At 53.9% G+C, this 14687-nt stretch carries 12 protein-coding genes; 7 read left to right on the top strand and 5 right to left on the bottom strand.

Translation table 11 applies throughout. From position 1 onward, the window contains the following. Positions 1 to 164: 164 nt before the first annotated feature. From F454_RS0108370 to F454_RS0108360, 3 genes are all read left to right on the top strand, one after another. A complete protein-coding gene (locus F454_RS0108370) occupies positions 165 to 572 on the top strand; it encodes a DUF4259 domain-containing protein (RefSeq protein WP_018970198.1) in 408 nt (135 codons plus the stop codon). A gap of 115 nt (positions 573 to 687) precedes the next feature. Next, positions 688 to 1950: a Glu/Leu/Phe/Val family dehydrogenase gene (locus tag F454_RS0108365; RefSeq protein WP_033367714.1), complete on the top strand. Its 1263-nt coding sequence runs from the start codon at positions 688 to 690 to the stop codon at positions 1948 to 1950. Further along, complete coding sequence (locus F454_RS0108360) at positions 1947 to 2933, top strand: MDR family NADPH-dependent oxidoreductase (protein WP_018970196.1); 987 nt, start codon at positions 1947 to 1949, stop codon at positions 2931 to 2933. Before F454_RS0108365 ends, F454_RS0108360 begins: the two co-directional genes overlap by 4 nt. Positions 2934 to 2954: 21 nt before the next feature. Here F454_RS0108360 and F454_RS0108355 read toward each other — a convergent pair whose 3' ends face one another. After that, a complete protein-coding gene (locus F454_RS0108355; RefSeq protein WP_018970195.1) occupies positions 2955 to 4124 on the bottom strand; it encodes an SHD1 domain-containing protein in 1170 nt (389 codons plus the stop codon). 57 nt (positions 4125 to 4181) lie between these two features. Here F454_RS0108355 and F454_RS0108350 point away from each other — a divergent pair, with 57 nt between their 5' ends. Next, positions 4182 to 4793, top strand: a complete 612-nt coding sequence (locus F454_RS0108350; RefSeq protein WP_156817211.1) for a DOMON domain-containing protein — start codon at positions 4182 to 4184, stop codon at positions 4791 to 4793. Positions 4794 to 4806: 13 nt separating this feature from the next. On the opposite strand, the gene F454_RS0108345 is transcribed toward F454_RS0108350, so the two are convergent. Next, positions 4807 to 5634 carry an RDD family protein gene (locus tag F454_RS0108345; protein WP_018970193.1) on the bottom strand — a complete coding sequence of 276 codons (828 nt, stop codon included), beginning with the start codon at positions 5632 to 5634 and terminating at the stop codon, positions 4807 to 4809. A gap of 3 nt (positions 5635 to 5637) precedes the next feature. Further along, complete coding sequence (locus tag F454_RS0108340; RefSeq protein ID WP_156817210.1) at positions 5638 to 7251, bottom strand: FtsX-like permease family protein; 1614 nt, start codon at positions 7249 to 7251, stop codon at positions 5638 to 5640. Positions 7252 to 7437: 186 nt separating this feature from the next. Between F454_RS0108340 and F454_RS14685 the strand changes: the two genes are divergently transcribed. Both F454_RS14685 and F454_RS0108330 read left to right on the top strand, forming a co-directional pair. After that, entirely contained in the window at positions 7438 to 10659 is a 3222-nt protein-coding gene (locus F454_RS14685; protein ID WP_018970191.1) for a DUF7133 domain-containing protein, read from the top strand. Positions 10660 to 10774: 115 nt separating this feature from the next. Continuing rightward, positions 10775 to 12295 carry an arylsulfatase gene (locus tag F454_RS0108330; RefSeq protein ID WP_018970190.1) on the top strand — a complete coding sequence of 507 codons (1521 nt, stop codon included), beginning with the start codon at positions 10775 to 10777 and terminating at the stop codon, positions 12293 to 12295. Positions 12296 to 12305: 10 nt separating this feature from the next. Here the strand turns inward: F454_RS0108330 and F454_RS16115 are convergent, their stop codons facing one another. Continuing rightward, a complete protein-coding gene (locus tag F454_RS16115; protein ID WP_018970189.1) occupies positions 12306 to 12455 on the bottom strand; it encodes a hypothetical protein in 150 nt (49 codons plus the stop codon). 441 nt (positions 12456 to 12896) lie between these two features. Between F454_RS16115 and F454_RS0108320 the strand changes: the two genes are divergently transcribed. After that, positions 12897 to 13310 (top strand): hypothetical protein, encoded by a 414-nt coding sequence (locus F454_RS0108320; RefSeq protein ID WP_156817209.1) that lies wholly within the window; start codon positions 12897 to 12899, stop codon positions 13308 to 13310. Between the two features lie 291 nt (positions 13311 to 13601). On the opposite strand, the gene F454_RS0108315 is transcribed toward F454_RS0108320, so the two are convergent. Then, complete coding sequence (locus F454_RS0108315) at positions 13602 to 14642, bottom strand: 3-deoxy-7-phosphoheptulonate synthase (protein ID WP_018970187.1); 1041 nt, start codon at positions 14640 to 14642, stop codon at positions 13602 to 13604. Positions 14643 to 14687 lie beyond the last annotated feature (45 nt).

The raw sequence follows: 14687 nt of genomic DNA, 5'->3' as shown, positions 1-14687 counted from the left end.
TAAGTCTTTCATCTCGAATAATCAACAGTTATAAAAATCAGCAACCACCACTCACCTAGCCTGATAGATTCCCCACGCATGCAAAAAAAGAGAGCATGGGGGGTTGACCACAGGAAATCCATCCTCTAAATCCGAATTAACGGAACACAACCGCATCGAATACCATGGCAGCTTGGGGCACAAAGACATTTGAAGAAGATACCGCGAATGATTGGATTCAGGAACTCATTGATTCCGAAGACGCTCGCGAATTTCTAATCGATTCTATCAGTATCGATTCTGGATTTTTAGAAGCAGAACAAGCATCCGTCATCCTCGCCGCAGGTGAAACGCTGATTGCACTCCTCGATGAACCTCGTGTGGGCGTGCCCAACGAACTTGTCGACTGGTGCGGTGACAATGAATGTGACGACGTCAGCGACCTCCCAGAAACGGTACTCTCATCCATCGATAAGGTCCTCAGCGAAGACTGCGAACTCAACAACATCTGGGCCGAATCCGAAGACTACGCCGAATGGCAAGAAAACGTTGAGTCCATGCGCGAAATCCTCGTCCAGCTCAGCCAGCTCTAGGCAGCCAGTACACCCAAATCTACCCAAGAATCGCAAAGCTCACCCAATGGTGAGCTTTATTTATTTTCAGCATTTTCTTTGTGAGATTCTAAAATTTGGTATCTAATGTTAGTTCATGAGAGAGGAACTTCTGAACAATCCTGTATTTCATATGGCGGCGGAACAATTTGACCGCACCGCCGACTTCCTTGGTCTATCCAACGACGTCCGCGAACGCTGTAAATGGCCCAAGCGCCTGCTCACCGTGAGCATCCCAATTAAGTTAGATTCAGGCGAGACCCATGTGCTCTTTGGCTACCGCGTTCAACACCAGCTCTCGCGAGGACCTGTGAAAGGAGGCCTTCGATTCCACCCCAACACCGACCTCGGGGAAGTGGCCGCCTTGGCCATGTGGATGAACTGGAAATGCGCGCTCATGGGGCTTCCCTTCGGTGGCGGCAAAGGTGGCGTCGCTTGTGACCCCCGCACGATGAGTGTAAAGGAATTGGAAAACCTCACAAGACGCTACACCTCAGAGATGCTTCCTTTCATCGGCCCAGAAACCGACGTCATGGCTCCAGACATGGGCACCAATGCGCAAGTCATGGCCTGGATGCTCGACGTTTACTCCGCCCACGCAGGGCACCTTGTGCCAGGAGTTGTCACCGGCAAGCCAGTCAACCTACAAGGATCGGAAGGCCGTGAAGCAGCAACTGGCCATGGCGTTGCCTTCCTCGCCACACGCGCACTCTCAAAGTGTCAATTAGACCCAGACAAAGCCACAGCCATTGTCCAAGGATTCGGTAACGTCGGCTACTACGCCGCGCTCACGCTCAGCCGCTTTGGCATCAAAATCATTGGCATCTCAGATGTGACTGGTGCGCTCTATCACCCCGAGGGTATCGATCTAGCAGCCTTAAAAAGACACCTCGACAGCACAGGAGACATCAAAAGCTACCCAGACGCCGACACGATCGACCCCGATGCCATGCTCGTTCAAGAATGCGACATCCTCGTACCCGCAGCCGTCGACCGCGTGATCACCGAGCACAATGCCGCCGATCTCAAGTGCAAGATCCTCGCCGAAGCTGCCAATGGCCCCACCACACCGGAAGCCGATGCCATCATTGAGAAGCGCGATGACATCTTCCTCATCCCAGACATTTTATGCAATGCTGGTGGTGTTACCGTCTCCTACTTTGAGTGGGTTCAAAACATCCAACGCTTCCAGTGGTCAGAGCAAGAGGTTCTCAGTAAGTTAGACACGATGATGGCCAAGGCCTTCGATCGCGTACTCGCATTCGCTCGCTACAAAAAAATCCCACATCGACTCGCGGCTCTCTCACTCGGTATCCAAGAAGTCGCCGAGGTGAAACAACAACGCGGACTATTCCCATGATCAGCAACACCCTCCAACTCCATACCTTTGGCCAGCCAGAAGATGTCTGCCATCTCGAGGCACTCGAAGTGCCCACCCTCGGCCAGGACGACATCCTCGTGCGTATGTTGGCCACACCGATCAACCCTGCCGATATCAACTTCGCGCAGGGCACCTATGGGGTCAAACCTGAGCTACCAGCGACTCCCGGCATCGAAGGTTGTGCCGAGGTTCTTCAATCAAACAATCCCAAGTTCGCGGAAGGCGACAAGGTCATCTTCATCCAGCGCGTCGGCACCTGGCGCAGCCACCTCGTCTGCCAAGAGGCTCAAGTACTGAAAATCCCAAAGGAAATCGATTACCGCCAGGCGGCCATGCTCAAGGTCAACCCTGCCACAGCCTGGCAGGTCCTGCACCAGTTCAAACAAGTCCAGCCCGGTGATTGGGTCATCCAAAACGCCGCCAATTCCGGTGTCGGCCAATGCCTCATCCAAATTGCTAATGAGCTCGGCATCCATACCATCAATACCGTGCGTCGCGAGGAGTTGATCCCGGACCTAGAAGCTCTCGGAGCAAAGCATGTCCTGCTCGATGATACTGAGCTTGTCAGCAAGGTCCGAGGAATCTGTGGCGACGCAGCCCCAGTGCTCGCCTCCAATGCGGTGGGTGGCGATAGCGCTCTGCGCCAAATGGATGCATTAGGCGAATTCGGAGGACAGGTCACCTTCGGTGCCATGAGCATGCGTAGCCTCAAGGTCCCCAACAAATTCCTCATCTTTAAAGGCATTCAGCTCTACGGATTGTGGATCACCAAGTGGCTGGGTAGTGCCAAACGTGATGAAATAGCCGCAGTCTATCAAAATCTAGCAACTATGGTGCTAGACGGAAAGCTGAACCAGAAAATTGAAAAGTGCTATGCCCCTCAAGACCACTTCGATGCGCTCAAACGCGCACAAGAAAACCAACGCGACGGCAAGATTCTCATCGATTGGACGATCGGCTAGTCCTCCTCCGGGCGATCGGCCTTACTGGAAGCGGATGGTAACACCTCGCTTCTTCCACTCGCGTAGGATATCCGCTTCTAACGCATCCATGCTGCGACCTGCTAACAAGGCTTGAATCGCATCCTCTCCGGTCTTCCCTGCTTTCAAGGCACGGAGAAAGTTCTTAAGGTTAGCGGCATCACCCTCGCCATCGAAGTGGCAAAAATACGTCACCAACAAAGCGGCCACTCCATAGTTCTTCTGCGGGGTACTCACAAAATCTTCGTAGGGCAACATCATATACTCCAACAGATCAGGCATCAGGATGTCGGTCCCAATATTCCTACCACGATTGTCTTGCTTGGAAAACGAGGTAACGTACTGCTCGATGTTGCGCTGTTGTCGCGACACCACAAACTTGCCACTACGATACGGCGTGACTGCCACATACTCGGCAATCCCTTCAGTGAACCAGCCCATAGAACCTTTTGCGTAGTACTCTTCATCCATCAACTGGTGGGTGATCTCGTGCGGCAAGGTCTTGTTAGTACGGCCATAATCGACCGCCCAGCTATTGCTCCTGCGCACCAGCCCGAGGCTCTCACATTGCACCAAAATGATCCCCTTACTACCGATGTAGACGCCAGCAGATCCCTGCGGCCCACCAGCTTTAAAATAATCGCTCTCAGTGTCGAAAAGATAGATCTTGTACTTCTCTCCTTGCTTGCTTGCCTTCATGCTAGCAAGCGGCAAGCGCTGCACATACTGGCGCGTTGCTTCAAACAACACAGCGAAGCGCTTCACCACAGATTTTCCTAACTTGGTATTGGCATAGAATGCATAGTTCGGGCTGGTGTAAATGTAGCTACCATCATCCTGCACCTTTTCCTCAATCACCACCTCCAAATCTAAGGTCACCAACTTCGGCCAAGTTTGAGCAAATGAAGCTTCGACCTCAGCCGCTCCGGATGACTGAGCCTCCTCCTCCGGCTCCCAGCTATCAATAAAGGATTGATCTTCCGGGGAAAGACTCTTGATCGGCACCTTAAACGTCTTGCCCTTCATCAACAACTTCACCTTATCCCCCTCGACGCCAAGCATCTCCGCCTCAATCAACTTCCCTTTCCGGTTAGTCCATGTGCGCGCGCTCAGCTCGCACACAAAAGCTAGACTCAGAGCGATCAAGAACAATGATTTAAACGTGCCATGCATCAGGGCGCTAACTTGGAAAATCTAGCAGACATTGTCAATCTACTAGACAGGCTACCCATGCAGTGGCCAGCATATGTCATGCGCGTGCACATCAGCCGACGCCCACTCGATTGGGCTTCATTATCATGGGACAAACTCGAGCCACTCCAGCATGATTGGCATGGCGCTCCAATCTCTAGACCATTGCATTACAAGCTTTGCATCGATAACAGCCATCTCTGGTTTGCCGCAATCCACCAGAGTGCCCCATACACACATCCCGACGCGGTAGAATCAACATTCACACCCGAACTCTGGAAGTACGACCTCGCTGAGCTGTTCTTGTCGAACCCTGAGCGCAATGCCTACCTCGAACTCAACCTCGCCGCCAATGGAGCATGGTGGTCGGCAGAATTTGCCTCAGCTCGGCAGCTCAACGGCCGCTGCGACACCCCGATCCCCGGCATCCAAACCTACCACAAAGAAATCCCAAATAGCGGCTGGGCTGCCGCCATGGCCATCCCACTCGCCGAGCTGAAAGCGACACTTGGCTTTCCGGAAAACGCCCATGCTTGTGTCTGCTCCATCACCTCTAGCCCAGACCAGCAATTGGCAACAGCAACACCACTCCCTGGTGACACACCAGACTTTCACCAACCGAAGCACTTCCAAAAGCTCCAGATCCAATAGGCAACAAACAAGCTCACTGATCGAGCTTTTCCAGCATCTCATTGAAGCCCGATTGCTCGTGCATGCGCTCGATCACCGCCGGATCGATAAACGCATTCATCGCCGCTGAGATGATGAACAAACTCACCATGTAGCCCACAACATTGAGACCTGAAAATGGCTTCACCACCACACGGTAGCGCTGCGGTAAATCCCATAAAAAATAACCAAACCGACGCGCTAAAAACCAAGACAATGGCAACGCCAAAAGCCACATCGCCCACATCCCAAAGCCCAGGATCCACACCCGCATCGAGCGCACCAATGATGGCGTGAGTGGTATGCATTGCCCGCTGCTATTGGTCACCCTCAAGCCCAGCAACCATTTCCCCGGCGATGCCCCCCAAAAATGCGTCATCATGCCATCCAAAATCACATAAGCGAGCCCCATCCCCAAGTATGGCCAGATCGATTCCCCCAGCAAGGTATCGAGCGTCTTTTCCTGAAATACGATGAAAATAAACGCCATGTACAGCGTCAGATCATGAGCACGCGCGAAGTAACGACGCACCATGTGCAATGCAGGCGCCTTCGCCTTCTGACGTTCCACTTCACTACGGATTTGCTCAGCCTGCAATTTCGCAGACTCAGGAATCATTGGCGGTTGATCCTCTTCTTCGGCTACTTCCTCACGGAAGTATGACTCAAATGTCTCCACCTCCTTGAGAGGCATCCAGCTCGTCGCATTCTGGTGCCAACATAAATCCTCAGCCTTCAACTCACCTTGCTCAATGCGCTCACGCACCGCAAAGCTTTCGTGTGGCCCGCTCTTCTCACCGTTCTCAATCAACCAAAACTTCATATCCTATAAATTCCTCAACGATCGCGCTGCGTCCGCCCTTGCTGCTTTCCATGCTGGCAGGTATGCCGCCAGGGAGCAAAGCACAAATGCTGACACTCCTATCACCGCCATCTCACCGTAATGGATCTCATATGGCAACGCGTCCATTCCGTAGAACGAGCGTGAGAAAGGATCAAAACCAAAGGCCCTGAAAGCATCTTGAATCCCCTCCAGGTTGTGCAGAACCAACAGGCTGAGCAACGAGCCGATAAGCGCGCCCAAGAGCCCGACAATCACCCCCTGCAGCGCAAACACATTGGTCACTTGCTGTGGCGTAGCCCCGAGCGCCTTCATCACACCAATCTCACGCTTCTTCTGGATCGTCACGGTGAACATCACCGCACCAATCGAAAACACCGCAATCAAGACAATGAAGGATAAAGCCAAGGTCATCATCAACTTCTGCATGCTGATCAGCGCAAATTGTTGTTCATATTGCTCCATCCAAGTCACCGGAGTCCACCCCGGAGCTTCCATCTCCAGCACTTCATCGATCATCACTTCTGCAGCTTGATAGGGATCTTTGAGACGTAAAGCCACACCATTCACCGCTCCCGTCGTACCGACACCAGCCAATTCCTGCGCAAGGTGCAAGGGCACCAGAAGTGGTGACCCTGGCGCAAAACGATCCGCGCGGTAAATCCCCTGAATCAACACAGCCTTGGGCAGCGCTAGCTCGTTGAGCTGCAATTCCTCTTCGCGATCCAAGGCTGCTGCATCCAGCGCCTTCATCGCCGCAATACCATCTAAAAATTCCTGCAAAGATCCCTGAGCATAATAGTTATAATCCTCATCAAATTCTTCTGTCATCGTCGACTCCACCAGCGCCTCAAGCGCCCGGCGCTCACCGGCACGGATATTCCCCACCATCAAGGACTCGAGGAAATTGCGCACGGCCAGCACCTCATTGTAGAGCATCTTTTCACGCTCACCCTCAGCCGTCCAAACCCCAGGGGCATGCTGCAGCACCTGTTCAAAACTTTCGCGGTTCGCCTCATACACCGTTGGGGTGCCTTTGCGGTCGAGCAACGGCTTCAATTGCTTGATGTTGCGGTTGGAAACCACTTCAAGCACATCGCCCACGCGCAGCTGGTTCTCCTCGGCAAAAATCGAAGAAATCACCGCCACCTCACTCGTGCTCGACGCGGCACCTTGGTCAGCCACGTAGCTCATCCCGATCCCCACATCACCAGCCACCTCCAGTTCTTTCAGACCCTCCATGGTCGCTGGATCCTCGGTATCAATGCCGCGCATCAATACCGGAACCACGCGACCATACATATCGACGATCACAAAATCTCTAACCAAAGGGTAGGCACTCACCACGCTGGGGAGTTCCTCCACCTCATCCTTTAACGCGCGCCACTGCGACTCAGCTGAGAGCACCTCACCATCCTCTTCAGGCAGATTCCACACATCGGTGCGCAGCATCGTGATGTGCGGCGATTCGCCCAGCACCCGCTCCTTCACCATCGACTCAAAGCCGGCCATCACCGACATCACCACCACCAACACCATCACCCCCAGTGCCACCCCCACCAAAGAGATGAGGGTAATGACTGAGACATGCGTGCGCAAAGGGTTGAGATAGCGCAATGCCAACAATAAACTGAAGCTCTTCTTGTAAATACGGCGAGTGGGTTAGTGGTTAGGGTGAAAATTCACATTTTTTATTGCCTTGTCCAACTTTATTCAGCCCCTCATCCTCAAAAATTAGGATAAATCTGAAAAGCTTACACTAATTTCACGTATCAATAAGACTCTATGGCTACAAATCACCACAAGTACACACCGCTCGCTAGCCTCTTCTTTACCGGACTGGCTGTATCTTCTCTATTTGCAGATGAAGATCCCTACAAAAAAAGTGGCAACATCGACCCAGAGCCACACCGCCTAAGTCCAGCGGATGAGACCGAACTACTCAAAGACATCAGCGTCCCGGAAGGATTCACCCCCACCTTATTCTCACCCTGGCAAATGGCCAACTACCCAGCCTACATTTCTGCGAGCCCAGAGGGTGACCTCTACGTCTCTTCAGACGGCAACGCCTCAATCGGCCGAGACGCAGAACGCGGCAGAATCATCAAACTCGTCGACGAAGATCAGGACGGCCGCGCCGACAAAGTCACCAAATTTGTCGACAACATCGACTCACCCCGCGGCGTTCTCTGGGACCTCGACACCCTCTATGTCCTCCACCCGCCACACATCACTGCCTACAAGGACACCACTGGCGATGGCGTGGCAGACGAATCCAAACGACTCATTTCCAACATTGCCTTCGGCTTCAAAGACCGATCGGCAGATCACACGACCAATGGCCTAGACATCGGTGCCGATGGCTGGATTTACATCTCCGTCGGCGACTTCGGCTTCATGGAAGCTAGCGGCACCGATGGCAGAAAGATCCAACTGCGTGGCGGCGGCGTGGTACGCTTTCGCCCAGATGGATCCGGTATCGAGGTCTTCTCCTACAACACACGCAACATCTACGGTGTGGCCATCACTCCAACGCTCGACCTCTTCTCACGCGACAACACCAACGACGGCGGCGGCTGGAACGTGCGCTTCCACCACCACACAGGATTGGAAGACCACGGCTACCCACGCCACTACATCAACTTCCCCGACGAAATCGTCGCCCCACTCGCTGACTACGGTGGCGGTTCCGGCGTCGGTGCGTTTTATCTCGATGAACCCGGAGTGCCAGCAGCTTGGAACAAATTCCCATACACACTCGACTGGGGACGCCAAGGCTCGTTCAAACACACCGTCGAAGCGCAAGGTGCCACATTCAAAGAAGCAAAAGATCCTGAGATCTTCATCAAAATGACCCGCCCCACCGAGGCGACTATCGATGGCCTCAGCGGCATTTATCAAGCCTCGTGGAAAGGCCCTGCCTCCTACGGCTACAAAGGTGTCAACCATGGCTACATCGCCAAGGTCGTTCCGACTGGATTCACTCCCGAACCACTACCTAATTTCGCCGAGCTCGATGACCTCGCCTTGGTAGAACTGATCAAATCTTCTCCCAGCCACACCCGCCGCTTGACCGCTCAGCGTCACCTCGTCAGCCGCAAGATGCAGCCTGCAACCACCGCCGCGCTGACACAACTGTGCCAAGACCAGAGCCTCGAGCTCGGCCACCGCGTCCTCGCACTCTACGCCATCACCCAACACGGGATTGATAGCAAGAACAGCCAATCCGTCATCGATACCGTCATCGGTCTAGCCTCCCCCGAGGACCCACTCACCCCCTTCATCACCCGCGCCATGGGCGACATGGGACTCGACCGCATCACCTCCGGCCTCCCAGGTAGCGCACCTGTAGACTTCCTCAAGGCGCAGTTTTCCTCTGCTCAATCGCGCAATGTGCTCGAAGCCATCATCGCTGCCACCCGCCAGCAGCAACGCTCCCTGAGCCCAGAGATCGCCAAGCAGCTCGGCCACAGCGACCCCATCATCGCACACACCGCCTACCGTGCACTCGCACAAATGCAGGCTTCCGAAGCCGCGCTCGCGCACCTCAACTCCACAGACCTCAGCACCCGCACCCACGCCAGCTGGGCACTCATGCGCATCCACACCAAAGAAAATGTGGAAGCTCTCAGCGCCATGCTCACTCAACAAAAAGACCTCAACATCCGCCAGAGCATCCTCTCCTCGCTAGCGCGCCTTTACCACCAAGATGCCACTTGGAAAGGCGACTCCTGGGGCACCCGGCCGGACACGCGTGGCCCCTACTACGAGCCCACAACTTGGGAGCAATCAGATCCAATCCTCAAGACCCTCAACGCAATCATTCACAACGATGCCACCCCCGCCAGCGAGAGCGCACACGTGATTGCGCTGATCGGGAAAAATCGCATCAAAAACGATGCCGCACTCGATCGTATCCTTGTGCTCGCAGAGCAAAACCAAGCACTCATCCCCACAGTGATCAACCAGCTTGCTGAAGCCAAAGACATCCCCGAAAAGGCAATCCCCATGATCTACAAGGCTGCGCAAAACCCTAAAACCACGCGCTACGACCTCAAACCAACGGTCGAAATACTCTTCAAAACCAAAGACCCAGAAGTGTACCCGAACTTGCTCGCCGCACTCTCCAACATGCAGCAAGCACCCAACAGCATCGAAACGAGCAAAATACGCGACGCATTCGTCAATTGGAACCAACTCGAAAACTTCGTCCAAGACTTTGAAAACACATTCATCAACAAACCCAACACCAATGAAGGCATCTGGGCTGCTAAAGCCTTGCTGAAAATGGCTGAAGGCAAAGGTGTCGGCCCCGAGGCCGTGGTGCAAAGCCGCAACCTCATCGACAAATATTGGCCAAATAAAGCACACAAAATCACCCTCCTCAATGCAGCCTTCTGGGCGCGTGTTCCCTACATCAATGAACGTGTCCGTCTTGCAGCTCAAGACCCAGATCAACAGATCGCTGGAGCCGCAAAGGGAGCCATGCGCCGCCTCCGCATCCAGCCGCTTGGTGCTGATAAAACACCCAAAATTGGCAGCATCAGCGCCGAGGAAGCCATCGCTCAGGCGATAGCCTACAAACAAGGTAACATCGCATTGGGTGAGGCGGTGTTCAACCGAGCAAGCTGCAATTCCTGCCACACCTCACGTGCAGATGAAGCTCCCAAAGGCCCGTACTTAGGGTCCATCGCCAGCATCCTCACCCGCGAGCAACTGGCAGAAGCCATCATCCAGCCCAATAAAACCATCGCTCAGGGGTTCAAGACCAACTACATCACCCTCAACGATGGCAGCTCACTCATGGGCTTTGTCACTGATGAATCCAGCGATTCCGTCAGCCTCAGAGACATCACTAGCAAAGAGCACACCTTCGCCAAAGATCAGATCAAAGAGCGCAGCACTCTGCCAAACTCACTCATGCCCCCAGGCCTCATGAATGCCTCATCAGTCCACGAGTTCGCCAGCTTGCTCGACTACCTAGAAAAAATCGCGCTATCCCACTGAGGAATCGCTTCAGCCCATAGCATCATCCACAAGGCGAGTGTGATTTCACTCGCCTTGTTGATTGAAATGCACACCGCGTTGCGTACCTGTGACAAGCACACCGCCACCAACTAGCATGAAACTTAAGATCGCTCTCGCTCAAGCCCTCGCCGCCTGCGCCCTCGCCGCCCCACTCACCACTGCCGCCCCTCTAAAAGGGAGCAAGCCCAACATCATCTTCATCCTCACCGATGACCAAGGAATGGGAGACCTCGCGTGCATGGGTAACCCCCACCTCAAGACCCCACACATCGACAATCTCTATGCGCAATCCACCCGCTTCACCGACTACCAAGTGAGCCCCACCTGCGCCCCCACCCGTGCTGCCATGATGTCCGGAAGACACGCCCTAGAAGTAGGCGTCTCCCACACCATCCTGCTGCGCGAGCGCCTCTCCCCAGAAGTCGTCACCTTCCCGCAAGCGCTCCAACAAGCCGGCTACCAAACTGGCCTTTTTGGCAAATGGCACCTCGGTGACGAGCCCGCATACCTTCCTCAAAATCGTGGATTCCACGAAGTATTGATGCACGGATCCGGCGGCATCGGGCAGGGACAATACGGTGATTTCCTCGAAAATGAAGAGAACGAATACTTCGATAATGTCCTGCTGCACAATGACACGGTGGTGCAGACCAAAGGCTTTTGCACTGACCTCTTCTTCGATGCAGCACTCTCCTGGATCCATGAGCAGGAACAAACAGATGCCCCCTACTTCGCCTACATCTCACTCAATGCGCCACACGGCCCCTACATCGCCCGCGAAGAAGACAAGCAACGCTTTCTCGACATGGGCTGGGACGACAAGTCCGCTGCCAGGTATGGCATGATCGAAAACATCGATGACAATGTCGGCACCCTGATGCAGAAACTTGAGCAATGGAAGGCACTCGAGGACACCATCGTCATCTTCATGACTGACAATGGCATGAGCATGGCGCCAATCAAAGTAGCGGGCCAAGAGAATGACATCACCCCCTTCAATGCCGGAATGCGCGGCCGCAAGAATAGCGCCTGGGAAGGCGGCACCCACGTGCCCGCGTTCTGGTACTGGAAAGGCACCCTCCCTGCCGGCAAAGATATCCACGCACTCACGGCCCACATCGACCTCTACAAAACATTCTGTGACCTCGCTGGCACCGAGGTGCCTGAGTCAAAGCTCGCTCCCGCAGGCCGATCCCTCGTGCCATTGCTAGAATCCGCCGATGCCGAGTGGCCCACCCGCACCCTCTTCACCCACCGTGGCCGCTGGAACGACAAATGGCACCCACAACCACGCGAAGACCACAAATACAGCCACGCTTCCGTACGCTCTGACAAATGGAGACTCGTCATGTACGAACACAAAGGCAAGGTACACCAACACCTCACCGACATCAGCCAAGATCCAGGCGAATCTATCAATCTCGCTAGCCAATTCCCAGAGGTCGTCGCCTCACTCCACGAACAATACAACACCTGGTGGGATAGCCTCGATCCCTACCTTGTGAATGACAACATCCCACTCCCGGACCCGATCCCTCATCCATTCCAGGAACTAGCCAAAGAGCAAAAAACCGCCAAGGGCTTCCCTGAATGGGCTCCAAAGGCGCTTGAGTAGCCCAGCGTGCTCACTTCGAGATATTCTCGACGTCATTCAGCATCCACGACTTGAACCAATCTTTGCTGGCTGGACGGTAGAGGCGGAAAAGGAAGAACCAATCGCTGGCATTTGTCGCGCTCTCGGTGGTGACCCAGTTTGCTTCGTAGCCCTCTGGCAACTGATCTAGGCTCGGCGCGTAGTAGACATCAACAATGGCGAGGCCATACAGGCTGCTGCGGCAGTAAGAGAAAATAGTTTAGTCATCGATCAATCGTCGTGTTGCTTCGTTTCTAACACTAAGAACTCCACTACCACTAGGTAGTCGAACTTGGAAAATGTTAGAAACAGTAGCTAGACTATAGCCATAAACTATTTTAGCTGAATCTGATAGTAAAACCACGCTATCCCAAGCCCATGCGCTCTAACTCCTATGGATACTAGACTCTCTCTATTTTAGTCTGTCTAGATATCTGTACTATCCGATTTAGCTTCCTTCCTAACATTTGATTGTTAGGTTGTGTGCATGCCAATTTCTAGCATTGCTCAAATTCTAATCCGAATCTTCGCTCTCTTTTGGGCGGTATTCGGCTCCTTATCACTCGTCAGTCAATTTTTCGCAATGAGCGCGGATTTAGGGAATGGCATGGTACTCTACACCGCCTTACTGCGCGTCTTCTTTGGTGTGCTCTTGTGGTGTTTAGCACCCAAAATCGCCAAATTTACCAGTAAGGGCAACGATCAAGAAATTAACCTTTCAGGAGTAACCGATACACAGCTCTACTCCACAGCCTTTATCGCTCTCGGCATCTATTTCGCCTTAAGTGCACTGCCTGACATGATCCATGGTTTCTATCTATTAATCACTATCGAAGAACACCTCGCAGGCGCAGGGATGGAGGCGACCACTGCACGCGTATTCCAACAGAGTCACTACACTAAGGACATGCTCATTCTGCCCACACTTTCCTTCGGCTGTGGCGTTGTCAGCATTCTAAGTGCTCGAGCCTGGTCACAGAAGCTCACACGCAGCTAGTCAGCAGCAAGCAAATTGATGGTGCTTCGAATTTCGATGCCCCGCCGCAACGGCACTTCGTAAATCTATTTTAGTCTGTCTAGATATCTGTACTAGGCAGGGCTGGTTCTCCGACCGTGTCCGTCGTAGCTCTAGCGAAGGTTGGGGCCGGCCAGCGGTTCAGGGATAGAGCTAAGCGTTGCGTGTGAGAACTAGAATACGCCAAGTTACAGGATGTTTCGGAACGCTAAGAAAAACACGTAGCCGCCTCAGCCTGCCATGCTGTGGCGAGGTTGAATAGAAGCTAGGCGACTACAGCGCCGCGACTGTCTCTCTCACCAATTCTTCAGTGGTGGCCCAATTGATGCACTGATCGGTGATCGACTTGCCATAGGTGAGATTCTCCAGCGGCTGGGGGAACGATTGGTTCCCTTCAACAAGGTGAGACTCTAGCATCGCACCAACGACGCGTGCATTACCCGCAGCTCGCTGAGCGAGAATCTCACGGTAAACGCCTGGCATACGCTCCTGCTTCTTGCCACAGTTGGCGTGTGAGGCATCGATCATGATGGCATTGCTAACACCCGATTTCTCCAGCTTTTCCATCGCCTCCGCCACGAATGGCGCGGTGTGGTTCGGGCCGCTTTCGCCGCCGCGGAGGATGATATGGCAGTCTGGATTGCCGGAAGTGGTGACCACGGAGGCCACGCCTTCTGGTGAGACGCCGAGAAATGTCTGAGGCTGGACTGCTGCCTTGATGGCATTGACCGCCGCCACGAGATCGCCCGCCGTGCTGTTCTTGAAACCAAGTGGCATGGAGAGACCTGAAGCCATCTGGCGGTGAGTCTGTGACTCAGTCGTGCGCGCACCAATGGCGGACCAAGAAATGAGATCAGCAATGTATTGCGGGGTGATTGGATCGAGAAGCTCAGTCGCTGTAGGCAATTGCAAGTCGACCACTTCACGGAGGAACTGACGCGCAAGGCTCAGTCCCGCAACGATGTCATCGGAACCATCGAGGTGTGGATCCATGATCAGGCCCTTCCAGCCGACCGTCGTACGTGGCTTTTCAAAGTACACACGCATCACAATGTAGACCTTGTCTTTCACTTCTTCAGCAAGCTTCGCCAGCTTCTGCGCGTACTCGAGGCCCGCCTTCGTGTCGTGGATCGAACATGGTCCGACGATCAAGAGAAAGCGTGAGTCCTTGCCTTGGAGGATGTCCTGAATCACCTGACGCGATTCCGCGATAAAATTGCTTTGCTCCTCGCTGGGCTTGATCTCCTCGATCAGGCTTTGAGGTGATGGCAAAGGCGTGTTTTTAGTGATGTGGATGTCCTTAGTCTGTTGCATGATGAATTGATCGCTTCGTTGCTTCGGGGGTTTACACTGATCGGC

Origin of the sequence: Rubritalea marina DSM 17716 (assembly GCF_000378105.1) — a bacterium.
GTDB lineage: Bacteria > Verrucomicrobiota > Verrucomicrobiia > Verrucomicrobiales > Akkermansiaceae > Rubritalea > Rubritalea marina.
Note: the sequence above shows the minus strand (reverse complement) of the source record. Positions and strands in the feature narration are given on the sequence as shown.